General features: G+C 71.5%; 26 protein-coding genes. 12 read left to right on the top strand and 14 right to left on the bottom strand.

Annotated features, from left to right (window positions below):
- Window positions 1-3 precede the first annotated feature (3 nt).
- A complete protein-coding gene (locus tag ACWDEW_RS26135) occupies window positions 4-1803 on the bottom strand; it encodes a ricin-type beta-trefoil lectin domain protein (RefSeq protein WP_450515485.1) in 1800 nt (599 codons plus the stop codon).
- Window positions 1804-2379: 576 nt separating this feature from the next.
- On the opposite strand from ACWDEW_RS26135, the gene ACWDEW_RS26130 reads away from it, so the two are divergent.
- The gene (locus ACWDEW_RS26130) at window positions 2380-3159 is read left to right on the top strand and encodes a phytanoyl-CoA dioxygenase family protein (RefSeq protein ID WP_450515483.1); all 780 of its coding nucleotides are present in this window, start codon (window positions 2380-2382) and stop codon (window positions 3157-3159) included.
- 45 nt (window positions 3160-3204) lie between these two features.
- Here the strand turns inward: ACWDEW_RS26130 and ACWDEW_RS26125 are convergent, their stop codons facing one another.
- On the bottom strand, window positions 3205-4176 hold the full coding sequence (locus ACWDEW_RS26125) for an aldo/keto reductase (protein ID WP_450515482.1): 972 nt from the start codon (window positions 4174-4176) through the stop codon (window positions 3205-3207).
- A gap of 73 nt (window positions 4177-4249) precedes the next feature.
- On the opposite strand from ACWDEW_RS26125, the gene ACWDEW_RS26120 reads away from it, so the two are divergent.
- A complete protein-coding gene (locus ACWDEW_RS26120) occupies window positions 4250-4477 on the top strand; it encodes a hypothetical protein (RefSeq protein ID WP_450515480.1) in 228 nt (75 codons plus the stop codon).
- 108 nt (window positions 4478-4585) lie between these two features.
- Window positions 4586-5440, top strand: a complete 855-nt coding sequence (locus tag ACWDEW_RS26115; RefSeq protein ID WP_450515478.1) for a hypothetical protein — start codon at window positions 4586-4588, stop codon at window positions 5438-5440.
- On the opposite strand, the gene ACWDEW_RS26110 is transcribed toward ACWDEW_RS26115, so the two are convergent.
- Together ACWDEW_RS26110 and ACWDEW_RS26105 are read right to left on the bottom strand one after the other, a co-directional pair.
- Entirely contained in the window at window positions 5437-5961 is a 525-nt protein-coding gene (locus tag ACWDEW_RS26110) for a flavoprotein (RefSeq protein ID WP_450515477.1), read from the bottom strand. The two genes, ACWDEW_RS26115 and ACWDEW_RS26110, sit on opposite strands and share 4 nt — an antisense overlap.
- Before the next feature lie 9 nt (window positions 5962-5970).
- On the bottom strand, window positions 5971-6429 hold the full coding sequence (locus ACWDEW_RS26105; protein WP_450515475.1) for a nuclear transport factor 2 family protein: 459 nt from the start codon (window positions 6427-6429) through the stop codon (window positions 5971-5973).
- Window positions 6430-6528: 99 nt separating this feature from the next.
- Here ACWDEW_RS26105 and ACWDEW_RS26100 point away from each other — a divergent pair, with 99 nt between their 5' ends.
- Entirely contained in the window at window positions 6529-7080 is a 552-nt protein-coding gene (locus tag ACWDEW_RS26100) for a TetR/AcrR family transcriptional regulator (protein WP_450515473.1), read from the top strand.
- A 1-nt stretch (window position 7081) separates the two neighbouring features.
- On the opposite strand, the gene ACWDEW_RS26095 is transcribed toward ACWDEW_RS26100, so the two are convergent.
- Complete coding sequence (locus ACWDEW_RS26095; protein ID WP_450515472.1) at window positions 7082-7744, bottom strand: FMN-dependent NADH-azoreductase; 663 nt, start codon at window positions 7742-7744, stop codon at window positions 7082-7084.
- A 68-nt stretch (window positions 7745-7812) separates the two neighbouring features.
- On the opposite strand from ACWDEW_RS26095, the gene ACWDEW_RS26090 reads away from it, so the two are divergent.
- Complete coding sequence (locus ACWDEW_RS26090; RefSeq protein ID WP_450515471.1) at window positions 7813-8691, top strand: sigma-70 family RNA polymerase sigma factor; 879 nt, start codon at window positions 7813-7815, stop codon at window positions 8689-8691.
- Between the two features lie 34 nt (window positions 8692-8725).
- On the opposite strand, the gene ACWDEW_RS26085 is transcribed toward ACWDEW_RS26090, so the two are convergent.
- Window positions 8726-8923 carry a ferredoxin gene (locus tag ACWDEW_RS26085; RefSeq protein WP_200709921.1) on the bottom strand — a complete coding sequence of 66 codons (198 nt, stop codon included), beginning with the start codon at window positions 8921-8923 and terminating at the stop codon, window positions 8726-8728.
- A gap of 13 nt (window positions 8924-8936) precedes the next feature.
- Complete coding sequence (locus ACWDEW_RS26080; protein ID WP_450515469.1) at window positions 8937-10160, bottom strand: cytochrome P450; 1224 nt, start codon at window positions 10158-10160, stop codon at window positions 8937-8939.
- 358 nt (window positions 10161-10518) lie between these two features.
- Between ACWDEW_RS26080 and ACWDEW_RS26075 the strand changes: the two genes are divergently transcribed.
- The gene (locus ACWDEW_RS26075; RefSeq protein WP_450515467.1) at window positions 10519-10968 is read left to right on the top strand and encodes a nitroreductase family deazaflavin-dependent oxidoreductase; all 450 of its coding nucleotides are present in this window, start codon (window positions 10519-10521) and stop codon (window positions 10966-10968) included.
- A gap of 79 nt (window positions 10969-11047) precedes the next feature.
- Here ACWDEW_RS26075 and ACWDEW_RS26070 read toward each other — a convergent pair whose 3' ends face one another.
- A complete protein-coding gene (locus ACWDEW_RS26070; RefSeq protein WP_450515465.1) occupies window positions 11048-12043 on the bottom strand; it encodes a cation diffusion facilitator family transporter in 996 nt (331 codons plus the stop codon).
- A gap of 105 nt (window positions 12044-12148) precedes the next feature.
- Here ACWDEW_RS26070 and ACWDEW_RS26065 point away from each other — a divergent pair, with 105 nt between their 5' ends.
- Window positions 12149-12451 (top strand): DUF4235 domain-containing protein, encoded by a 303-nt coding sequence (locus ACWDEW_RS26065; RefSeq protein WP_450515463.1) that lies wholly within the window; start codon window positions 12149-12151, stop codon window positions 12449-12451.
- Between the two features lie 21 nt (window positions 12452-12472).
- Here ACWDEW_RS26065 and ACWDEW_RS26060 read toward each other — a convergent pair whose 3' ends face one another.
- Window positions 12473-12859 (bottom strand): VOC family protein, encoded by a 387-nt coding sequence (locus ACWDEW_RS26060; protein WP_019068524.1) that lies wholly within the window; start codon window positions 12857-12859, stop codon window positions 12473-12475.
- A gap of 111 nt (window positions 12860-12970) precedes the next feature.
- A complete protein-coding gene (locus ACWDEW_RS26055; protein ID WP_450515461.1) occupies window positions 12971-13690 on the bottom strand; it encodes a TetR/AcrR family transcriptional regulator in 720 nt (239 codons plus the stop codon).
- Window positions 13691-13824: 134 nt separating this feature from the next.
- Between ACWDEW_RS26055 and ACWDEW_RS26050 the strand changes: the two genes are divergently transcribed.
- From ACWDEW_RS26050 to ACWDEW_RS26035, 4 genes are all read left to right on the top strand, one after another.
- Window positions 13825-15315: an APC family permease gene (locus tag ACWDEW_RS26050; protein WP_450515459.1), complete on the top strand. Its 1491-nt coding sequence runs from the start codon at window positions 13825-13827 to the stop codon at window positions 15313-15315.
- 20 nt (window positions 15316-15335) lie between these two features.
- A complete protein-coding gene (locus ACWDEW_RS26045) occupies window positions 15336-16967 on the top strand; it encodes an amidohydrolase (protein ID WP_450515457.1) in 1632 nt (543 codons plus the stop codon).
- Between the two features lie 74 nt (window positions 16968-17041).
- Window positions 17042-17404, top strand: a complete 363-nt coding sequence (locus ACWDEW_RS26040) for a DUF1304 domain-containing protein (protein ID WP_450515455.1) — start codon at window positions 17042-17044, stop codon at window positions 17402-17404.
- Window positions 17401-17964: a TetR/AcrR family transcriptional regulator gene (locus tag ACWDEW_RS26035; RefSeq protein ID WP_450515453.1), complete on the top strand. Its 564-nt coding sequence runs from the start codon at window positions 17401-17403 to the stop codon at window positions 17962-17964. Before ACWDEW_RS26040 ends, ACWDEW_RS26035 begins: the two co-directional genes overlap by 4 nt.
- 7 nt (window positions 17965-17971) lie before the next feature.
- Here ACWDEW_RS26035 and ACWDEW_RS26030 read toward each other — a convergent pair whose 3' ends face one another.
- Both ACWDEW_RS26030 and ACWDEW_RS26025 read right to left on the bottom strand, forming a co-directional pair.
- Entirely contained in the window at window positions 17972-18799 is an 828-nt protein-coding gene (locus ACWDEW_RS26030; protein WP_450515451.1) for a hypothetical protein, read from the bottom strand.
- Window positions 18800-18856: 57 nt separating this feature from the next.
- Complete coding sequence (locus tag ACWDEW_RS26025; protein ID WP_450515450.1) at window positions 18857-19804, bottom strand: GlxA family transcriptional regulator; 948 nt, start codon at window positions 19802-19804, stop codon at window positions 18857-18859.
- Between the two features lie 71 nt (window positions 19805-19875).
- Here ACWDEW_RS26025 and ACWDEW_RS26020 point away from each other — a divergent pair, with 71 nt between their 5' ends.
- The gene (locus ACWDEW_RS26020; protein WP_450515448.1) at window positions 19876-20826 is read left to right on the top strand and encodes an NADP-dependent oxidoreductase; all 951 of its coding nucleotides are present in this window, start codon (window positions 19876-19878) and stop codon (window positions 20824-20826) included.
- 15 nt (window positions 20827-20841) lie between these two features.
- Here ACWDEW_RS26020 and ACWDEW_RS26015 read toward each other — a convergent pair whose 3' ends face one another.
- Complete coding sequence (locus ACWDEW_RS26015; RefSeq protein WP_450515446.1) at window positions 20842-21948, bottom strand: NAD(P)-dependent alcohol dehydrogenase; 1107 nt, start codon at window positions 21946-21948, stop codon at window positions 20842-20844.
- A 25-nt stretch (window positions 21949-21973) separates the two neighbouring features.
- A complete protein-coding gene (locus tag ACWDEW_RS26010; protein WP_450515444.1) occupies window positions 21974-23428 on the bottom strand; it encodes an aldehyde dehydrogenase family protein in 1455 nt (484 codons plus the stop codon).
- Between the last annotated feature and the right edge of the window lie 27 nt (window positions 23429-23455).

Raw genomic sequence — 23455 nt, 5'->3', positions numbered from 1 at the left:
CGCTCAGTGGCCGTACCCGCCACCGCCGTAACCGCCGCCGTAGCCGCCGCCTCCGCCCCAGCCGCCCTGGCCGCCTCCCGAGCAGTAGTTCGGGTAGTAGCCGCAGTAGTCGGTCGGCGCGGATGTCGTCGGCGTGGACTGCGGAGTCGACGCGCTCGGCGTCGGGGTGGGCGTGGCCTTGGGCGTAGGTGTGGCCGTCGGGGACGCCTTCTTGGTCGTGGCGGTCGGCGCGTCGCTGCTGTCGGTGTCCCAGTTGACGACCTGCATCTGCGGGTCGGTCTTGGACGTGTCGAAGACCCAGCGCTGCGCCGTGCCGTCCGCGCGCGTCTTCAGGACGAGCGCGCCGCCTCCGTCGGTGGAGGCGGGGGTCAGCGCCTGGTCCTGGTTCCAGCGCGGTACGAGGATGCCCTGGAGCGTGAAGTCGTAGCGGATGTTCTTCGCGGTCGCCGAGGACGCGCTCGTGCAGGGGGCGAGCGTCACCTCGTAGGCGAGGTGCGAGTCGAGGCACAGGCCGGGGTCGGCGGTGCTGCGCAGCTGTCCGTCGGTCTCGTACGACCACTGCTGGCCGGCCGACGACGAGCAGGTCTGCAGTTCGGCCTCGGCACCCTTGAGGGGCTTGTTGCCCTCGATGCCGATGCACAGGCCGGAGTCCACGTTGTGCAGGCGGCCGCTGAGCGTGCCCTGCGTGGTGTCGTTGGCGCCGACCCAGGAGGGGTTGGCGGACTCCTTGCCGGTGCCGGAGGCGCCGGTGGCCTGGTTCTCGGTCGTGCTCTTGGCGCCGCCTGAGCCACCGGCGGACCACAGGACGAGCGGGAGGACGACCAGTCCGCTCACGGTCAGCACGGCCGCGGTGAGGTTGCGGCGGCGGACACGGCGGGCCGCCTTGTGGGCCGATCTGAGTTCGCCGCGGCGCGGGCCGGAGCGCAGGGCCAGCTCGGTCGAGGCGGACGACATCTGCGCGGGCAGGTTGAGGCTGCCGGCCCTGACCTCCAGGTAGGCGCGTGCGCCCCAGCCGAGCACCGCTTCGGCGAGCGCCACGCCGAGTCCGGCGTTGAACTGGTTGAGCTGGTCGGCGGTGTGCCGGCAGTGCTTGCAGACCGTGAGGTGCATCCCGAGGTCCGGGTCGACCTCCGCGCCGCCGCGCCGGAAGGTGACGTCCAGCAGCCGGATGTAGAGCTGGCACTCGTCGTCGTGGGCGAGTTCGCGGTGGACCAGGAGGCATTCCTCGCGCAACCGGACGACGGCGCGGCCGAGTTCGATGCGGGCGCCCTCCTCGTCGAGGCCGACGAGTCCGGCGGCTATCGCGGTCGGCTCGTTCTCGACCTCCAGGTGCCACAGCAGGGTGCGCGCGGTCTGGGGCAGCCGCTGGAACGCCCGGGAGAGCAGGCGCCGTTCGGGCACCGGGAGCAGCCGGGCGGCGACGCGGTCGCCGTCGCCGGCCGCCGAGCGCAGGTCCGGGTGGAGCATTTCCTGGCGGCGGTCGGTGTCCCATTCCGCGGCGATACGGCGAACGGTGACCAGCACCTGGGGACGCCAGGCGGCGGTCGGTCCTGACTGCCGGAGGGATTCCCCGAAGAGCCGGGTGAAAGCGGCCGTGGTGAGCATTCCGGCGTGGTGCGGCCCGTCGGTGCACAGCCCCGCATAGGCGAAGGCGGCTTCCCAGTGCCGGTCCAGCAGTTCGCCGACCGGTTGCAGCGCTGGCGTCGTCCCCGTCCACTTCTTCAGCTCGGCGCTGAGCTGCTCGTCGGTCACTTCGAAGTGGTGAGCGGAAGTCGGGGAATTCGAGGGACCTGGGTCCGTCACGGCTGCATTCCTCCAGGTGAAACGCGGAATATAGTCCATACCGGCGGGCATGCGACTGTGCCGACGAGCCGACAGGGTCCGCCCGTCCGATTGAGGGCATCTCCGACATCCGCCTGGGGCAGCTCTTTTGAAGCAAGGGGAGTGGCGTACGGGAGCGGCCTCGTGCGTGCAGAGGGGAATCATCTAATGTCCGCACGCCGACAGGCACACCTTTGCACAGGTCAGCGAGACGGAACAAGGTCTTCCGCGGTTTTGTGCATTGCGTTCCGGCACCCCTCATTTGACGATTCGTCAATGGGGTCCGTTATGGGAATGCCACCGTATCCACACGGGAAATCCCCAAACCATTGGCCGGGTGCGACCGGGTGCGACCGGCACGCCGGTCGGGCACACCGGCGCTCCTCCCGTCTTCCCAGGTCATGTTCGAGCCGCCGGGCCTCTTGCCCGACCGGACGGTGGCGCCACGGGAGTTGACACCTGCCACTGCCGCACCGATGAGAGCGTTCACGGCCAACCAATAGGCGGGCGTCCAACCTCCTGACACTGTGGAGTGACACCCCACCGAGGAGGTCCCGCATGACAGCCACGGACATCGGCGCGTTCGAGGAGGACGGGTTCACGGTCGCGCGCGGATTGTTCAGCCACGACGAGATCGACCGGCTCCGCGACCGGTTCACGGCGCTGCACGCGGCGGGTCCGGTGCCCGGCCACTTCGCGCCGCGCGCCTCCGACGATCCGCTGCTGGCGTATCCGCGGGTGATGCACCCGCACGAGATCGACGAGCTCGCCCTGCGCTTCCTGCTGGACCCGCGGTTGCGGGACGTCCTGGAAACCCTGTTCGGCGAAGAGGTGCTGGCCGCGCAGAGCATGTTCTACTTCAAGCCACCCGGGGCCCGGGGCCAGGCGCTGCACCAGGACAACTTCTATCTGCGGGCCGAGCCCGGCACCTGTGTGGCCGCGTGGATCGCCTGCGACGAGATCGACCGGGACAACGGCGGCCTGGAGGTCGTGCCGGGCACCCATCGCATGGACGTGTTCTGCCCGGAGGAGGCCGATCCCGGGGTGTCCTTCGCGCGCGAGTACGTTCCTCCGCCGCCCGGGCTCTCGGCCGTGCCTGTCGACATGGCGCCCGGGGACGTCCTGTTCTTCAACGGCAGCCTGGTGCACGGCTCGCAGCCCAATCGCAGCGCGGACCGCTTCCGGCGTTCGTTCATCGGGCACTACGTGGGCCGCTCGGCCGACCGGATCGGGAGTTTCTACCGCACGATCACGATGAGCGGCGAACGGGTGCCGCTCGCGGAGAGCTCAGGAGCCGGTCCGTGCGGCACGGAGTTCGCACCGCACGGACCGCACTGACTCTTCGTAGCAACTCAGCCTGAAAACACGCCTGTTGACGAAGCGTCAGGAATGGCCGCTGATCGCGTGCGGAGCGTAGGGCCGCTCCAGTTCCTCGATCTCCTTGTCGCTCAGCTTCAGTTCGACGGCGGCGACGGCGTCCTCGATGTGCTGCGGCTTGGCCGCGCCGATGATCGGTGCGGCCACCGTGCCCTGGTGCAGCAGCCAGGCGAGGGCGACCTGGGCGCGCGGCACACCCCGGTCGCCGGCGATCCGGGTGACCGCCTCGACGATCGTCCGGTCGCCGTCCTGGTAGAGGCGGTTGCCGAAGTTGTCGGTGCTGCTGCGCTCGGTGGTGGTGCCCCAGTCCCGGGTGAGGCGGCCCCGGGCCAGCGGGCTCCAGGGCAGCACACCGACGCCCTGGTCCGCGCAGAGCGGCAGCATCTCGCGCTCCTCCTCGCGGTAGAGGAGGTTGTAGTGGTTCTGCATGGACACGAACTTGGTCCAGCCGTGCCGCTCGGCGATGTGCTGGTGCTTGGCGAACTGCCAGGCGTACATCGAACTCGCCCCGATGTAGCGGACCTTGCCCGCCTTCACCAGGTCGTGCAGCGCCTCCATGGTCTCCTCGACGGGGGTGTTCGGGTCGGCGCGGTGGATCTGGTAGAGGTCGACGTAGTCGGTGCCGAGGCGTTCGAGGCTGTGGTCGATCTCCGCCATGATCGCCTTGCGGGACAGTCCGGCGCCGTTGGGTCCCGGGTGCGTCCGGCCGTGCACCTTGGTGGCGAGCACGACCTCGTCGCGGCGGGCGAAATCGCGCAGTGCCCGGCCGGTGATCTCCTCGCTGGTGCCGTCGGAGTAGACGTTCGCGGTGTCGAGGAAGTTGATCCCGGCTTCCAGCGCCTGCCGGATCAGCGGGCGCGACGCCTCCTCGTCGAGGGTCCACTCGTGGGTGCCGCGGTCCGGAAGTCCGTAGGTCATGCAGCCCAGAGAGATCCGCGAGACGTCCAGGCCGGTCGAACCGAGCTTCACGTACTGCATCGTTGCTGCTCCTGCCGTCGAGTTCGGTACCGCTTTGGAGCGTACGACTTCGTGCGTGCTTGAAGGCGGGCACGTGCGGGGCCCTCGACCATGCGGGCGTCTCGTCACCGGCCCGGTGGCGCGGACGGCCACGGACGGCGACCCGCGCCACATCGCGCACGCGCCGACGGCAGCGGCGCCGCCGGTCGAGCGGGTCCGGGACCTGCGCGACGGCCTTGCGTGGGCGCTTGGAGAGTTGGCGCAGCCGGAGCTGCGGGCGCCGCCGTCCTCGGGCAGCGACCGGCGTCCGGCGTTGGTGTGACCGGCCCCGGCCGCGCGGCGTGGGAGCGGTCGGGCGGCCCGCGCGGGTGCGCATCCTCGGTGCGGACGACCGGCGCCCGGCCGGTCGTGGCCGTACGGGAGGAACGCCGTGCCGAGACGCTGGACCGGACTGAGGACCCTGCTGGGGGCGGCCGTGCTGCCGCTGGCCCTGGTGTCGCCCGCGTGGGGCGACACGGACCCGGCGCCGCCCCCGCCCGAGCCGCCGTCGACGCTGTGCGCGCCCGCGGGCACCCTGCACGGTCCGCGCGGTGCGCATGCCATGGTCAGTCTCTGCGCGGGCAGCGGCACCCCGACCATGGCGGTCTCGGCGCCCGCGACCTGCCGGCGGCTCCGGGCGACCGTCCACTACGCGTGCCGCACCTCGGGCACCTGGACCGCGCGGCGCGCCGGCGAGACGGTCGCGTCCGGCACCCTGCCCGGGTCGGGGCAGTATCCGGGGCCGGGGACGTACGACTTCACGGCCACCGTGCGCGTCCGCTCGATGCCCGAGGGGGTGGATGTGGAGGGCACCGTCCGCGCGACGCTCACCCTGACCGCGCCCCGGCCGAAGGCGACGCACGGCATCGAGGTCGACCGGAGCACACTGGCGCCGAACTCCGTGACCACGCTGACGTACACGGTTCAGCGGCACAGTGACGAGGGCGACGGCAGCGCGCGGTTCGGGCTCATCGCGGAGGAGGGCACGGGGGCGGAACTGACCACGACCGACCCCCGCTGCGTCAACCCGCTGATCGGCCGACACCCGGCCCAGGACCGGCTCCCGCACGCCCTCGACTGCGCACTCACCGATCTCCAGCCGGGGCACCCGGACACCGTGGTGGTCCAGGTCACCCTCAAGTCCCGCTGTTCCACGGTGGTTTCGAAGCTGGGCTACTGGATGCCGCAGGGCCAGACGCTCTACACCGGGGGCATGCTGGCCGGGCCCACGGTGACCTGCGCCTAGAGCAGGTCCAGCGCCTTGGTCCAGCCGAACTCCGGCCGCCCGCCGTCCTCCTGGGCCGCGCCGGAGTACGGCTCGCCGAAGCGGACGCCCATCTCGCGCAGCCGTGCGAGGCTCGCCCGGTAGGCGGGGTGGGCGGCCAACGCGTCGCCCACACAAGGGAGTACGACGGTCGGGACACCGAGCCCGTACGCCTCGCAGAGGGTGCCGAGGGCGAGGGTGTCCGCCGTGCCGGACGCCCATTTGTTGATCGTGTTGAAGGTGGCGGGCGCGACGACCACCGCGTCCGGGGACGGAAAGGGCCGCGGATCCCCGGGAGTTCGCCACGCCGAACGGATCGGGCGGCCGGTCTGCGCCTCGACGGCGGCCGTGTCGAAGAAGCCGCCCATCGCGACCGGGGTCGCGAAGACCCCGACCTCCCAGCCCCGCTCCTGCGCGGCGGCTATCAGCCTGCCGACGTCCACGGCGACACCGGCGGCGCAGACGACGACGTAGAGAAAGGGTTTCCCGTCCGGTTCGGTCATCCGGGAACCCTACTGAAGCGGGAAAGGCCGCCCGCGTTCGGCTTCCGGGCGCGCCCCGAACACACGCCGTTCCTTCTCCTCGATACGTGTGTCGTTGATGCTGGCCTCGCGCCGGGTCATCAGGCCGTGCTCGTCGAACTCCCACAGCTCGTTGCCGTACGACCGCCACCACTGCCCGTCGGCGTCCCGGCACTCGTACTGGAAGCGGACCGCGATGCGGTTGCCGTCGTAGGCCCAGAGGTCCTTGCGCAGGGCGTACTCGTGCTCGCGCTCCCACTTGGCGGTGAGGAACTCGACGATCTCGGCGCGGCCGGTGACGAAGGTGTCGCGGTTGCGCCAGACGGAGTCCTCCGAGTAGGCGAGCGCGACCCGCCGCGGGTCACGGGTGTTCCAGGCGTCCTCGGCGGCCTGCACCTTCTGGGCAGCGGTCTCACGGGTGAAGGGCGGGAGGGGCGGGCGGTCGGCCATGGTCGTCTCCAGAGTGGGGAGCAAGGGCGAGAACGAGCGTTCTCCGGACGACTGCTAACGTAGAGAACGGTCGTTCTCACGTCAAGGAGGGGTCGTTTCATGGACAGTGCGGTCGCCCGGGAACAGGCGCTGGACGCCGCCGAGAAGCTGTTCTACGGCCGGGGCGTCCAGGCCGTCGGCATGGACGCCGTCCGCACCGCCTCCGGGCTCTCCCTCAAGCGCCTCTACCAGCTCTTCCCGGCGAAGGACCAGTTGGTGGAGGCGTATCTCGAACGGCGCGACCTGCGCTGGCGAGCACGCCTCGCCGAGCACGTCGAGCGGCACGATGATCCACGGGAGCGAGTTCCGGCCGTCTTCGACTGGCTGGAGGAGTGGTTCGGCGAGGCCGGCTTCCGGGGCTGCGCGTGGATCAACTCCTACGGCGAGCTGGGCGCGAGCTCGGAGCGCGTGGTGGCCCAGGTCCGGGCGCACAAGCGGGCGTTCCGCGACTATCTGGCCGGTCTCGTGGCGGACGCCGGGCTGCCCGCCGCACTGACCGGGCAGGTGTTCCTGCTGGCCGAGGGGGCCATGGTCACGGCGGGCATCACCGGGAGCACGGAGCCGGCGGCGGAGGCTCGCGAGGCGGTCCGGTCGCTGCTGCGGGCCGCCTGAGTCAGTCGGCGGCGAGTGCCGTCAGCGTGGCGCGGGCCCGGGCGAGGGAGGCGGCCGCCAGGTCCTCCAGGCCTGCCAGGTGGGGCATGACGTCGACCCGGGTCAGCTGGGCGGCGACGAGGTGTAGATGCTCCGGCGGTACGCCCAGGTTGCCGAAGTAGGCCTTCAGGTAAGGCGTTTGGAAGTCGAAGTGCTCGCGCGGGGTGCCGGGGCCGTAACCGCCGCCGCGGGCCATGACCACGATCACGCGGGTGTCGCGCAGCAGGCTCTCGCCGGTGTCCGGATCGGTGAGCGCGCCGGGGAAGGTGACGCGGTCGATCCACGCCTTGAGGGCCGCGGGGATCGAGAGGTTGTACATCGGGACACCGAGCAACAACGTGCCGGCGGCGACGAGTTCGGTGAGGTACGGGCGGGTCAGGTCCCACTCGCGCTGCTCGGCGGCGCTCTCGATCAGCGCGGGGACCTTGGCCGGCGGGACGAAGCCCTCGCGTTCCACGCGGCGGCCGAGGGTGGTGTAGGCGGGGGTGATGGGCGGCACCGGTTCGGCGGAGAGGTCGCGGTGGCGGTGGGCCGGCGCGCCGTGGATCCGCGCGAAGGTGTCGGTGAGTTGCCTGGTCACGGAGTCGGCGGCGGTGTCGGCGCTGGAGTCGATGTGCAGCAGCACGGTGTGGTCACCTCGGTCGGTTCGGGTGCGTCGGAGGGGTGACGGAGCACGACGAGGAAAGGTGACCCATGCACGGGCACGACGAACTGGCGCGGCGGTTCGAGGCGGAGCGCGGGCGGCTGCGGGCCGTCGCCCACCGCATGCTGGGCTCGCTCGCCGAGGCGGACGACGCGGTCCAGGAGGCCTGGCTGCGGCTGAGCCGCGCGGGCGACGACGACATCGACAACCTCGCCGCGTGGCTGACGACGGTCGTCTCCCGTGTCTGCCTCGACATGCTGCGCACCCGCGCGTCCCGGCGGGAGGATCCGTACGGCGACGGGCTCCCCGAGCCGAACGCCGCCGAGCTGCCCGAGGACGAGGCCGTGCTCGCCGACTCGGTGGGGCTCGCGCTGCTGGTGGTACTGGACACCCTGGGGCCGGCCGAGCGGGTCGCGTTCGTGCTGCACGATCTGTTCGCGGTGCCGTTCGACCGGATCGCGGCGGTGCTGGACCGTTCGCTGCCCGCCGCGAAGAAGCTCGCCGGCCGGGCCCGGCACAAGGTGCGGGGCACACCGGTGGTACCGGGCGCGGAACTGGACCGGCACCGGGAGGTCGTCGCGGCCTTCCTCGCCGCCGCGCGGGGCGGTGACCTCGGCGCGCTGCTCGACGTCCTGGCCCCGGACGTGGTCCGGCACGCCGAACCGGCCGCGCTGCCGCCCGGTGTCCCCGCCGAGCTGCGTGGGGCCCGGGCGGTCGCCGAGGGGACGGTACTGCTGCGCGACCGCACCCGGTTCGCCGTGCTCGCCCTCGTCGACGGGGACGCGGGCATCCTGGTCGCGCCGGGCGGACGGCTGCTGCTCGCCCTGCGGGTGAGCGTCGAGGGCGGGCGGGTCGCCGCGTACGAGGTGATCGCGGACCGGGGGCGGCTGCGGGGTGTCGAGGTGGCGGTGCTGGGGACAGGGGGCTGACCGGCGCGTGCGAGGCCCCGATCGGCCCGCCGTGTCAGTCGGTCACCGTGATCGCGGTGACCGGGCAGGCGCGGGCCGCCTCGCGGAGCATCGGGTCGCCGGCGCCGTCCTCCTTGCCGGGCAGCACCGTGCTGTAGCCGTCGTCGTCCTGGGTGAAGACGCCCGGGGCGGCCAGGGCGCACTGGCCCGCCCCGATGCAGAGGTCCTTGTCGATGTGGATTTCGGTGTGCATGGAACGCAGCCTCTTACCAGGTCACGGGGAGTTCCAGCATCCCCTGGATCGTGTCGCCCGGTTTGAAGGGGATCTCCTCCGCCGGTGCGGCCAGGCGCAGCGTGGGCAGCCGGTCGAAGAGGGTGCGCAGGGCGATCTCCAGTTCGGCGCGGGCCAGGTTCTGGCCGAGGCACTGGTGGATGCCGAAGCCGAACGCGATGTGGTGGCGGGCGGGCCGGTGCCAGTCCAGGGCGTCCGGGGCGGTGTAGACGGTCTCGTCGCGGTTGACGACCGAGGTCGAGAAGAGCACTCCCTCGCCGGCCCGGATCGTCTCGCCGTCCACCTCGATGTCCTCGACGGCCAGCCGCATCAGCCCGTCCACGATCGACAGCGACCGCATCAGCTCCTCGACCACGTCCGGCAACAGCCGTGGGTCGTCCCGCAGTTCGGCCAGCCGCTCGGGATGACGCAGCAGCGTGAACGTGCCGAGGGAGATCATGTTCGCGGTCGTCTCGTGTCCCGCGACCAGGAGGATGAGGCCGAGGGCGCTCAACTCGGCCCGGTCCAGGCCCCCTTCGTTCAGCTGCTCCCGGACGAGGTCGTCCAGCAGTCCCTCACCCGGTTCCCGCTGCTTGCGGTCGATCAACTCACCCAGATAGTCGTCGAGTTGGGCGCGTGCGTCCTGGCTGTCCTCGGGACCGGGGCCGCGCAGCAGCCGCCTCGACTGCTCTTCGAAGAACTCGTGGTCGGCGTACGGGACGCCGAGCAGCCCGCAGATCACCATCGAGGGCACGGGCAGCGCGAACGCGGGCACCAGGTCGGCGGGCCCGCCCCGGGCGATCATCGCGTCCAGCCGTTCGTCGACGATCCGCTGGATGTCGGGCCGCATCGCCGTGGCACGTTTGACGGTGAAGCCGGGGATCATCATGCGGCGCTGGGTGCGGTGCTTGGGGTCGTCGACGCCGACGAGTGCGGCCGTACGGTTCCGGAACGCCGCGAAGCGTGGAGTGGTGGCGGGGAAGCCGGGCCGGGTGCGGTCGGCGGACAGGCGCTGGTCGGCGAGCAGCGCGCGGGCGGTGGCGTGGCCGGTGACCAGCCAGGCCGGGCGGCCGTCGTAGAGGGTGACGCGGGTCAGCGGACGGTCGGCGCGGAGGGGGTCGTAGCCGGTGGGCGGGTGGTAGGGGCAGGTGCGGCTCTGGGGGAAGGCGACGGGTTCGGTCAGGTCGGTCGGAGCTGTCAGATCCGTCAGATCCGTCATGGAAGACCTCGCAGACGAAGAGTGCGTCGTGCCGATCTTCATTAGATGCCCGAGGCACCTATGGAGCCACCTTAAGTTCGGCCAGATCGGTGGTCCCTACAATCTGGCTGAACCTGACGGTCCGGTTCGCGCGGTTCCGGTCCTCGTACACGTGGTGACGGACGCTCAGCCCGTCCCGGACGGTGGGGTGCGGGGCGAATCTGGCGCGATACGGCCGTCCGGTGGACCCGGCGGTCAGCCGGATCTCGCCGAACACGAACGCGTGGCCGAAGTGAGCCGCGGTGTGGATGAATCGCGCGTCCGCTGGTGTTGAATCTCGGTGCGAGACAGCCGTAGAACGCGAGATGGGACGGATGCCATGCCTCTTGAGGGCGAGTACGAACCCAGCCCGACGCAGTGGGTGCGCGACCAGGTGGAGCTGTACGAGAGCTCCGGCGGCACCAAGGGGACGACCTTGAGCGACACGGGTCTGCCCGTCATCCTGCTGACGACCGTGGGCGCCAAGAGCGGGAAGATCCGGAAGACCCCGCTGATGCGGGTCGAGCACGACGGACGGTATGCCGTGGTCGCCTCGCAGGGCGGCGCGCCCAAGCACCCGGTCTGGTACTTCAACATCCAGGCCGACCCCCGGGTGGAGCTTCAGGACGGCCCGCAGAAGTGGGACCTCACCGCCCGCGAGGTCACCGGCGAGGAGAAGGCCCTGTGGTGGGAGCGGGCGGTCGCCGCCTATCCCCCGTACGCCGAGTACCAGAAGAAGACGGACCGGCAGATCCCCGTCTTCGTCCTCGAACCGGCCGACGGAAGCTGACGCCGGGAGTCGTTCCGCGCCCGCGAAGAAAATTCTTGTTCCGAGGCGCATGAACCGCCTCCCGCCGGGCAGCCGACGTTCAGGCCCCGCCGCGCTCCCCCGTCGCGGCGGGGCTTTCCGCTGCCTCCCGCGCGGGCCGGTCGGTGATGTCGAGGAAGATCTCGCCGGTCTCGGACACCGCGCGGCCGAGCGATCGCTTGATGCGCATGGACACCTCCTCGACCCGTTCGCTGTCCATGCCGGGCACCAGGTCGATCCGGGCGGCGACCATCGTCGAGTCGAGCCCCATCCGCATCGTGAACAGCGCTTCCACGCTGTCGATCTCGGGCTCCGCCGCCAGCAGCGAGCGGATCCTGTCGCTCAGTTCGGGGTCGACGGCCTCACCGATGAGCTGGTCCCGGGCGTCGCGGCCCAGGCGGTAGGCGACGTAGCCGAGCAGCATGCCGATCGCGATCGACGCCGAGGCCTCCCACACCACCTGGCCGGTGATCATGTGCAGCGCCATGCCGATGATCGCGAGGGTCACGCCGAGCACGGCCGTGCCGTCCTCGGCGACGACGGTCCGCAGTGCGGGGTCGCGCAGGGCCTCCATACCGCCGCCCTGGGCGCGCACCTGATGCAGGGCCCGCAGCAGCGAGACGCCCTCCACCACGAGGGACACGGCGAGCACGACCAGGCCGACCACATAGCCGGTGGACGTCTCCTCCGCGCCATTGCGCAGGGCCTCGATCCCCTGGAACACGGAGAAGCAGGCGCCCATCACGAAGATCCCGACGGCCGCGAGGAGCGACCAGAAGAACCGCTCCTTGCCGTAGCCGAAGGGGTGCCGCTGGTCGGCGGGGCGACGACTGCGGCGCAGGGCGGCGAGGAGGAAGACCTCGTTGAGGCTGTCGGCCACCGAGTGCGCGGCCTCCGACAGCAGCGCGGGCGAGCCCGCGACCAGACCGCCGACGGCCTTGGCGGCCGCGATCACCAGGTTGGCGGCGAGGGCGACGAGGACGGTGACCCGGGTCTTCCGGTCCGTGGCACCGTCGGATTCCTGCTCTGTCGTACGGTCGGACGCTGTGTCGCTCATCTACGCCGACTGCCCCTGAGGGTGCTGCTCACACCCACTACCGAACCCCCGGTTTCAATGGCACCGTCAGGGTGCCGACCGGCACGTGCACAGAAGGAGACCACCGTGGCCAAGAGCAAGAAGAAGAAACTACCCCTCGTCTACCAGCCCGTCGGTCTCGTCCTGGGCATGGCGAGCGGCGCCCTCGCGGGCCGTGCCTTCCGTGCCGCGTGGAAGGCGATACGGCACGAGGAGGACGCCCCCGATCCGCTGGACCGGGACCGCGGCTGGGGTGAGATCCTGTTCGCCGCCGCGCTCCAGGGCGCCCTGTTCGCGGTGGCGCGCAGCGCGGCGGACCGGACCGGGGCGAAGGCCATCGAGCGGTCGACCGGCGTCTGGCCGGCGAAGGACAAGGGCGGCCGGGAGTAGGCGAGTTGAGGGGCCTCGGCGCTACTCGGACGTCGTGGACGGCACCGGGCGCAGGGTGAAGGAGTGGCCGGCCGGGTCCGCGTAGACGCGCTCCTCGTACGGGCCCGGCATGTCCTTGGTCTCCAGCGCGCGTCCGCCGAGGCCGATGATCCTGCGCTCTGCCTCGTCCAAGTCCTCCACCAGGAAGTCCAGGTGGACCTGCTGGTTGTTCTCGGCGCGGGGCCAGCTGGGCGGGATGGCGCCGGCGTCGCGGCGGAACGCCAGCCGGGTGCCGTCGGCGCCCCTGATCTCCACCTGGTCCAGCGAGATGTCCGTCTGTTCGCCGTCGAGCAACTCCGTGTAGAACACGGCGAGTTTCTCCGGCTCGACCGCGTCGAGCACCACGAAGCTTGCGTTGACGAGTGCCATGGTTCCTCCGAGAATTCAGGCGCGCAAGCGTCGAGTCCGGTTGCCACGCACCCAACGGGTATCCCCGTTCGGCGAGTTGATGCCGGACGCCCGCGCCGAACCGGCGGACGTTCAGTGCTCCCCGGCCGCCCGGATCTCGGCGAGCCGCGCCGCCGCCGCGCTCAGCAGCAGGTCCTGCGCCGCCGGGTAGGAGCTGTGCCGCATGGTGGCCACGAGGTGGCGGGCCGTGGCCGCGATGTGCGGGTGGGTGTCGGCGGGCAGCCGGGCGTACGTCGCCCGCCATACGGCGGCCTCGGCGTCGCGGGCGGGCTTCGGCAGTGCCGTGTTCGCGGAGTCGAGGGCGCCGAAGGCGAGGGCCTGATCGACGTAGGCGTGGTAGATCCGCACCGCGTCGGCGTCGGGGAAACCGGCCCCGCGCAGCACTCCGAGGATGGTCTCCACGGCCTGGATCTCGTACACCCGCCCGGTCACCCGGTAGGAGCTGAGCATCGCGGCTCGCGGGTGCGCGAGCGCGCCCGCGTGCATGCGCAGGCCCAGGTCGCGCAGGTCGGCCAGCCAGTCGCCGGTGGGGTGCCAGGTGCGCAGGGTGCGGCCGATCAGTTCGTCGGCGACGGCCAGCATCAGGTCGTCGGTGTGCCGGAAGTAGCGGTAGAGGGAGCTGGGGTCGGCGCCGAGGGCGCGGCCGAGACGGCGTACGGAGAGGGCCTCCGCGCCGTGTTCCTCGATCAGTCTGAGGGCGGTTTCGACGATCAGTTCCTCGGACAGGACCACGCCCTGCTTGGTGGGGCGTCTGCGCCGCCGGTCGGCGGCCGGGACGACACGCTCGCTCATCCGGCACCTCCTCGCTCCTCGGTTCCGGGTGCCCGCACCTTATGACAACACCGTTGACCTGTTAAGGGCCCAGGCAGTTTCATGTGCGTTCACCGGGGCCGTTCGGGCCCCCCGGTGCGAGCGGAGAGCACGCCATGATCGACACGCCAGCCCCGTCGGGGCCCGCACTGCGCAAGTCCCTCGGTCTGCTGGACGGCGTCGCCATCGCCGCGTCCAGCACCGCCGCGACCACCAGCATCGGCATCGGTCTGGGTGTGACCGCCGGGGTGGTCGGGCTGCATCTGCCGGCCATCATGCTGCTCGCCTTCCTGCCGATCCTGGGCATCGCGGGCGCCTACTCCCGCCTCAACAAGGTCGAGCCGAACGCGGGCAACGGCTATGTGTGGGTGGGCCGTTCACTGACCCCGTGGCTCGGTTTCCTGGTCGGCTGGGTCAACATCGTCGCGACGATCGCGTTCCTCGCGTACACGACGGCGGTCACCGGCTCGGCGATGATCCAGCTCGCCGGGGAGGCCGGACTGCACCGGTTGGCCGGTCTCGCCCTCGATCCGGGCTCGACGGCCCAGACCACCGCCGTCGGCATCTTCGTCCTGGTCGCCGTCACCCTGACCGCCGTCACCGGCGTCCGCACCGCGGCCCGCCTCCAGACCGGACTGCTGGTCTTCGAGTACGTCGTCCTGCTCGGCTTCTGCGGCTACGGCATCGTCACCGGCCCGCACGCCTTCAGCCTGAGCTGGTTCGACCCCTTCGCGATCCCCTCGGCGTCGGCGCTCGCGCAGGGACTGCTCCTGTCGGTGTTCTGCTACTGGGGATTCGAGGCCGCGTTCACCGTGAACGAGGAGGTACGCGACCCGCGCGACGCGTCCCGGGCCGGGCTGATCACGCTCGTGACGATGCTGGGGCTGTTCCTGCTCGGCTCGATCGCCTTCCAACGGGTGCTGTCCGAGGGCGAATTGGCGGGCCACGGCGCTCAGGGCCTGGCCTACTTCGGCGACCGGCTCGCGTCCCAGCCACTGGCCGCGCTGCCCCTGGTCGCGCTGATGTTCTCGGCGGTCGCGTCCCTCCAGGCCGGCGTGATCCCCACCGCCCGGGGCATGTTCGCGATGAGCCGCGACCGCACGCTCGGACCCGTCTGGTCCAAGGTCAGCGCGCGCTACGGCACCCCGGCCCTCGGCACCCTGCTGATCGGCGCGCTGGCGACGGCGGTCGCCGCACTGGCGCTGGTGATACCCCGCCTCGCCGACATGATCATGGCGACGGTGAACGCCGTCGGCATCGTCGTCGCCCTCTCCTACGCGCTCACCGCCCTCGCCGCCGCCGTACGCTTCCGTTCCCTCCTCCAGGAGGACTGGCGGCAGGGAATCCGAGCGGTGGTGCTGCCCACGCTGAGCGCCCTGGCCCTGCTGGGGCTCGGCGGCTACCTCGCCTGGTCCTTCTACACCTCGACCGACCACCTCGAAGTCAGCGCGGACAACGGCTGGTTCCTGCTGCTGACCCCGGCGGCGATGATCGCGTCGGGATTCGTGGCCGCCGCCTGGGCGAAGTGGGTACGCAAGTCGCCCTACTTCCAGTCCGGTCGGGGCACCGACGCCGACGCCCCGCAGCTGCTCGCCACCTCTTCATGACTCCCGCAAGGAAACGGACCATGCACGCAGACCTCCTCTTCACCAACGGCCCCGTCCTCACCCCCGGGGGCCGCGCGGCGACCGCCGTGGCCGTCACCGGCGACCGCATCACGGCCGTAGGACATGCCGAGGTGCACGACCTCGCCGGTCCTGGCACTCAACTCGTCGATCTGGCGGGGCGGTTGCTGCTGCCCGGGTTCCAGGACGCGCATGTGCATCCGGTGCCGGCGGGGCTGGAGCTGACCCAGTGCGATCTGACGGGGACCAGGACCGCGGCGGACACGCTCGCCGCCGTGCGTGCCTATGCGGACGCGCACCCGGAGCGGGAGTGGATCACCGGGGGCGGGTGGTCCATGGAGGCGTTCGAGGGCGGCACGCCGACGAAGGATCTGCTGGACTCGGTCGTACCGGACCGGCCGGTGTATCTGCCCAACCGGGATCATCACGGCGCGTGGGTCAACAGCCGGGCCCTGGAGCTGGCCGGCATCACGCGGGACACCGTCGATCCGGCGGACGGGCGGATCGAGCGGGACGCGTCGGGTGAGCCTGCTGGAACGCTCCAAGAAGGGGCGATGCAGCGTGTCGGCAGGCTCACGCCACCGACCACACCCGCCGACCGCCTGGCCGCGCTGCTGCACGCCCAGCGGCATCTGCACGCGCTCGGTGTCACGGCCTGGCAGGACGCGATCGTCGGGAAGTTCGCGGGGATGGCCGATCCGGCGGACGCGTATCTGACCGCGGCCCGCGACGGCTCGCTCACCGCGCGCGTGGTCGGCGCGCTGTGGTGGGACCGGGAGCGCGGGGCCGAGCAGATCCCCGAACTCGCCGAGCGGCGGGCCGCGTTGAGCCACGGCCGGTTCCGGGCGGGCAGTGTGAAGCTGATGCTGGACGGGGTCGCCGAGACCGGTACCGCCGCCCTGCTCGATCCCTATTTCGACAAGTGCGGCTGCGCCACGGGCAATCGCGGCACGAGCTTCATCGACCCGGACCAACTGCCCAAGTACGTCACCGAGTTGGACGCGCTCGGATTCCAGTGCCACTTCCACGCGCTGGGCGACCGGGCCGTACGGAACGCGCTGGACGCGGTCGAGGCGGCTCGGGAGGCGAACGGGCCGAGTGACACGCGGCCTCATCTCGCACACCTCCAGGTGGTGCACCCGGACGACGTGGCGCGGTTCGCGCGGCTGGGTGCGGTCGCGAACATCCAGCCGCTGTGGGCGGCGCACGAACCGCAGATGGACGAGCTGACGATTCCGTTCCTCGGGCCCGAACGGGCTTTGTGGCAGTACCCGTTCGGGGCGCTGCTGCGGTCCGGGGCCACGCTCGCGGCGGGCAGCGACTGGCCGGTGAGCAGTCCCGATCCGCTGCAGGGCATCCATGTCGCGGTCAACCGGGTCGAACCCGGAAGCACCGGGCCGGTGTTCCTGCCCGGCGAGCGGATCGGGCTCACCGAGGCGCTCACGGCGTACACCGCGGGTTCGGCGTACGCGAACCATCTGGACGACACCGGCCGGGTGGAGGAGGGGGCGTTGGCGGATCTGGTGGTCCTGGACCGCGATCCCTTCGCCGCTCCGCCGGAGGAGATCGCGCAGACGCGGGTGGCGCTCACCTATGTGGGAGGGGCGGAGGTGTACGCGGCCGACGGGGCCTGACCCGAGTGGTCGTTCATGGACAGGTGTCCAGCTATAGTGGACACCTGTCCATTACAACGAAGGGTCGGCTGATCGTGGAAACGCTCGCGAACGTGCTGGTGGGCCTGGTGGCCGCGCTGCATCTGTACATCCTGGTGCTGGAGATGTTCCTGTGGGAGAAGAAGCCCGGGCGCGGACTGCACGGCTTCGACCCCGACATGGCAAGAGCCACCGCGCCGCTGGCCGCCAACCAGGGGCTGTACAACGGCTTCCTCGCCGCGGGTCTGATCTGGGGCCTGATCGCCGCCGACCCGACCGGCTTCCGCGCCCAGGTGTTCTTCCTGAGCTGTGTCGTGGTCGCGGGCGTCTACGGCACGGTGACGGCGAACCGGCGCATCCTGTTCGCGCAGGCGCTGCCCGGCGCGCTGGCCCTGGCCGCCGTACTGATCGCCCGGTGAGCCGCGCCGAGCCCGAGGACCCGCGGGCCGCCCGCACCCGGGCACGGCTGCGCCGGGCTCTCCTCGACGAGTGCGCCGAACACCCCCTGGAGGAGGTCGGCGTCGCCGCCCTGGTGCGCCGGGCCGGGGTCGGCCGGGCCACGTTCTACGTCCACTACGACAGCCTGGAGGCGCTCGCGGTCGACGCCTGCGCGGACGTCGTACGGGACGCGGTGGAGGCACTGCACGCCTGGCGCGGCCGTCCCGACCCGGTGCACGCGCCGCCCGCGCTGCCGGAGTTCTTCGCCGGGCTGCTCCCCCACGCGGCCCTGTACCGCGCCCTGTTGAGCCCGGGCGGCGGTGGTCCGCTCGGCCGGGTGCTGCACCGGGACCTGCGCGCCTACAGCCTCCGGGAGCGCGAACTCGCGGGCGCGGCGGACGCCCCGCTGGTCGCCTCGGCCGTCGCCGGGACCTTCGGCGGGGTCCTGGCCGACTGGCTGCACGGGCTGCTGGAGGGCACGCCGGAGGAAATCGCCGACCAGGTATGGCAGTTGCTGGTGGCGCTGCACATGAGCCGGTGACGAGGGTTCACTGGCAGGCCTGTCCGTGGTTCACCACCGGCCAGGCCTCCACGCCGTCCGGTGTGCGGACGTACGCCTTCGACGTGTCGGCCGTGAGCCACAACTCCCAGTCCTGGTACCGGTATCCGGTGTCACGGGCAGTCGCGGGCATGGAGACGTCGCCGTCGTAGGGGGCGGTGAGCATCCCGGCCGGGAGCACCTTGTCCAGATCGCGGGCGTACAGCCTGCCCGTCTTCCCCTTGCCGGTCTGCAGGAAGTGCGCCTTCCGCCAGCCGCAGTGCGCGGACCCCGCCGAACTGCTCACCACCGTGGTCGGCACCCGCTTCCCGTGCCTGTCGGTCCAGATCTCGTAGCCGTGCGCCTTGGTGAAGCTCGCCGGGAATTCGGCCGGGTCGCAGGAGGCACTGGTCTCCGGCCCCCAACCCGGCCTGTTCTTACGGTCCTTGGCGACGACGACGGCGACCTTGGTACGGCCGTCGACGTCGTAGGAGAACAGGACGCGCCCGCTCTCCTTGCGCTCGACGCGATAGCCCGTGCGCGGGACCTCCGGCTGCTCCATGTCGAAGTACGCCCGCAGGCCGCCCTCGGGGGTCTTGCCGCCGTCGCCCTCGCTCCACCCGTCGGCGCCGCCGCCCTCGTACATCGCCCCGTCGCACTCCAGCGCCCGGCCGGCCGCACCCGACTTGTCGGAGCCGGTGGCCGCCACGTACAGCGGCCCGTCGTAGGGTGTGGCCGGCGGTGTGCCCGTGACCACGACGTCCTCCCCGCCCTTGGTGCCACATCCCACCGCGGTCACCGCCACCAGCACGGCGACCACCCCGAGCCCTCTGCGCATGCCCTGCCCCCTCACGTCTTGTTCCTACGACGCACGGGCGGCCCGAAACGTTGGGGTTCAGCGGGCTTCCTGGAACGTACGCCGGTAGGCCTGCGGGGAGACCCCGATCGCCGCGTGCAGATGCTGGCGCAGGGACGCGCCGGTCGCGAAGCCGACCCGGCCGGCGATCTGGTCGACCGACAGGTCGCTGGCCTCCAGCAGGTCGCGGGCGCGGGCGATCCGCTGCTGGGTCAGCCAGCGGCCGGGGCTGAGGCCGACCTCGTCGTTGAAGCGGCGGGCGAAGGTGCGCAGGCTCATGCCGGCGTGGCGGGCCAGGTCGTTGAGGGCGAGGGGCTCGTCGAGGCGGGTCAGGGCCCAGTCACGGGTGGCGGCCGTACTGGTGGCGCCGGAGTCCGGCACCGGCTGCTGGATGAACTGGGCCTGACCGCCGTCTCGGAACGGCGGGACGACACAGCGGCGGGCGACCGTGTTGGCGAGTTCGCCGCCGTGGTCCGTGCGCACGATGTGCAGACAGACGTCGACCCCGGAGGCCGCGCCCGCGGAGGTGAGGATCCGGCCGTCCTGCACGAAGAGCACGTCCGGGTCCAGATCGACCTGCGGATACAGGGCCCGGAAGCGGTCCACGACCTGCCAGTGGGTGGTGGCGCGGCGACCGTCGAGGAGACCGGCGGCGGCGAGCACGAAGGCGGCCGTGCAGATGGACACGATCCGCGCGTCCGGGCGGATCCGGGCCAGTGCGGCGCCGACCTCGGCGGGCAGCCCGTCCGGGATGCCCGAGGACGCCATGGAGGCGACCACGACCGTGTCCGCCGTCTCCAGCACCTCGGGTCCGTGCTCCACCGCGACCGAGAAGTCGGCGTCGGTACGCACCGGACGGCCGTCGACAGTGCAGGTCAGCACCTCGTAGCGGCCGTCGGCGGCACCGAGGATACGGCTGGGGATGCCCAGTTCGAAGGGGTAGACGTTGTCGAGCGCCAGGACGACGACGCGTTCCACATGCTGCATGGCATGATTCTATCGAAGGTTGGCCATCGTGCCATTTTCTTGTCGTGCGGGATCCGGCAGGCTCCATGAACATGAGCACTGTGAACACCATGCGCGTCATCACACAGCACGTCCTCGGCGATCCCGAGGTCCTCGAAGTCGCCGAGGTCGAGCGGCCCGCGCCGCGCCCGAACGAGATCCTGATCAAGGTGCGGGCCGCCGGACTCAACCCGACCGACTGGAAGCACCGGAAGACCGGCGGATTCCTCGGCGAGCCCCCGTTCGTCCTCGGCTGGGACGTCTCCGGCGTCGTGGAGGCCGTCGGTGTCGGGGTCGCCCGCTTCAAGGCCGGCGACGAGGTCTTCGGGATGCTGTCCTACCCGTGGGGCCACGGCTCGCACGCCGAGTACGTCGCCGCCCCGGCCCGCGACTTCGTCCACAAGCCGGCCGCCATAGACCATGTCCAGGCGGGCGCGCTGCCCCTGGTCGCGCTGACCGCCTGGCAGGCGCTGGTGGAGAACGCGGACGTCCAGCCGGGCCAGCGGGTGCTGGTCCATGCGGCTGCCGGCGGGGTCGGCCATGTGGCCGTGCAGATCGCCAAGGCACGCGGCGCGTACGTGATCGGTACGGCGAGCGCGGGCAAGCACGAGTTCCTGCGCGAGCTGGGCGTGGACGAGGCGATCGACTACAGGGAGACCGACTTCGCCGAGGCGGTGAAGGACGTGGACGTCGTCCTGGACACGGTCGGCGGCGAGACCGGGCTCAAGTCGCTGCGGGTGCTGCGGCCGGGCGGGATCGTGGTGTCGATCATTCCGATCGGCAAGGACGACTTCCACGAGGAGGCCGAGCGGCTCGGTGTGCGGGCGGTCCGGATGCTCGTCGACGCGGACCGCGCCGACATGGAGGCCGTCGCGGAGCTCGTCGCGGCGGGGAAGCTGCGCGCGACGATCGCCGGGGCGTTCCCGCTGGCCGAGGCCGCCGAGGCACACAGGCTCGGCGGCACCGGCCGGACTTCGGGCAAGCTGGTGCTGACGGTCGACTGAGCGGAGGCCGGCGGGTCAGAAGGTGAGCACGGGCTTGATCGCCTTGCCCGCGCTCATGTCCCGTACCGCCTGGTCGATGTCCGCGAACGGATAAGTGGTGATCAGGCGGTGCAGCGGGAGCCGCCCCTCCTTCACCAGCCGCACGAGCGCGGGGATGAAACTCTGCGTCTCGCTGTCGCCGAGGGTGAGGCCCTCGATGCGCCTGCCGGGGAGCAACCCGTTGACGTCCAGGGCGACTTCACTGCCGAACGGCGGCGCCCCCACGACGACCAGGGTGCCCCGGGCGGCGAGCGCGTCGGCGCCCTGGCGCAGGACGGCGACACTGCCGGTGGTCTCCACGATGCCGTCCGCACCCTGCCCGTCCGTCAGCACCGCGAGGGTGTCGCCGAGGTCGGCCTCACCGGCGTTGACGGTGTGGGTGGCGCCCAACTCCTTTGCCAGCAGAAGGCGTTCGGCGACCTTGTCGACGGCGATGATCCGGGTGGCCGGGGTGAGCGCGGCGGCCATCACCGCGGACAGGCCGACCGCCCCGGCACCGAGCACCACGACCGTGTCGCCGAGCCGGGGCTTGAGGACGTTCCAGACGGCGCCGACCCCTGTCTGGACTCCGCAGCCCAGCGGGGCGATCGACTCCAGCGGTACGTCCGGGTCGACCTTGACGAGGCTGCGCTCGTCGACCAACGCCCGCTCGGCGAACGAGGATTGACCGAAGAAGTGCCCGCCGAGAGGCTCGCCGTCGCGGCTGATGGTGCTGCTGCCGTCGGCGCGGCGACCGCCGATGAGGTTCAGCGGGAGCCAGGTCGCGCAGTAGGCGGGGTGTCCGCCCCGGCAGTTGCGGCAGTCGCCACACGATGTGAAGGACAGCACGACATGGTCGCCGGGTGCGACCGCGGTGACGGCGGAGCCGACCTCCTCGACGACACCGGCGCCCTCGTGACCGAGAACTCCGGGGAGCGGGAAGGGCAGTCCGCCGCTCGCGACACCGAGGTCGGTGTGGCACAGGCCGGTTGCGACGACCCGGACGAGCGCCTCGTGCGGGCCGGGCTCGGCCAGTTCGACGTCGGTGAGCGTGAAGGGTGCGCCGCCCGACTCGACGACGGCCGCGCGCGTGGTGGTGGACATCGCGGAAACTCCTTGGTGGGCGGGATCAGTCGAGCGAGACGACGACGGACTTGGTCCGGGTGTAGGCGGCGAGGCCCTCGGGGCCGTACTCGCGGCCGAAGCCGGAGTCCTTGACGCCGCCGAAGGGGACGTTGGGGTCGAGCATCGCCCAGTCGTTGACCCAGACGATGCCCGCCTGGAGGCGGTCCGCGATGCGGTGGGCGCGGGCGAGGTTGCCGGTCTGGACGCCCGAAGCCAGGCCGTAGGGCGTGGAGTTGGCGAGTTCGACGGCCTCGTCCTCGGTGTCGAAGGGTTGCACGGTGAGGACCGGGCCGAAGATCTCCTCCTGGATCACCCGGGAGTCGTTGGCGAGGTCGGCGATGACGGTGGGCTTGTAGTAGTAGCCGCCGTCGAGGTCGAGGCGTTCGCCGCCGCAGACGATGCGGGCGCCTTCCTTGCGGGCGAGGTCGACGTACTCCTCGACCTTGCGCAGGTGCTTCTCCCCCGCCATCGGGCCCACGACGGTCTCGGGCAGCCGGGGGTCGCCGAGCGGTACGCCCGGGACGGCGTCGGCGAGGATGTTGAGGAGGGTGCTGTAGACGGGGCGGGCGACCAGGAGGCGGGGGCCGCCCATGCAGAACTGGCCGGTGTTGAAGACGAAACCCTTGATGACCGCGCCGACGGCCTTCTCCAGGTCGGCGTCCTCGAAGACGATGTGGGCCGCGTTGCCGCCGAGTTCCATGGTCACGGGCTTGAGGTTCTCGCCGGCGACGCTCGCGGCGTGCCGGCCGACGGCGGTGGAGCCGGTGAAGGCGATCTTGTCGACGCCCGCGTGCCGCAGCAGGGCCTCGCCCGCGACCGGTCCGGAGCCGGTGACGACGTTGACGACGCCGTCCGGTACGCCCGCGCGCTGGAGCAGTCCCGCCATGTAGAGAGCACTGAGCGGTGTCTCGTCGGCGGGCTTGTGGACCACGGTGTTGCCGGCCGCGAGCGCGGGGGCGAGCTTCGAACCGGCAAGGATCAGGGGGAAGTTGAAGGGGGTGATCGCGGCGACCACGCCCAGCGGCTCGCGCTTTGTGTAGGCGAGGGCGTTGAGCGGGGTGTCGCGGGTGGCGCCGTCGAGGGAGAAGGCGAGGGCGGCGTAGTGCTCGTAGTCGTTGGCCGCGTTGGTGATGTCGACGGCGTGGCACAGGGTGATGGGCTTGCCCACGTCGAGGCTCTCCAGGTGGGCGAGTTCGTCGGCGTTCTCCCGGATGAGTTCGGCGACGCGGTGCAGGATCCGGCCGCGCTCGCGACCGCTGAGGCCGGACCAGCGGCCGCTGTCGAAGGCTTCGCGGGCGGCGCGGACGGCCGCGTCCACGTCGGCGGGGCCGGCCTCGGCGACCGTGGTGACGACCCGGCCCCGGGACGGGTCGACCACCTCGGTGCGCGCTCCGTCGGCGGCCTCGCGCCACTGCCCTCCGACGAACAGGCGGCCGGGTTCGATCTCGAAGGCGGTCATCGCCACTCCTCAGCATCGTTGCCAAGA

This window comes from Streptomyces sp. NPDC001100 (assembly GCF_053598575.1).
This window is presented reverse-complemented; position numbering and strand designations above follow the sequence as displayed.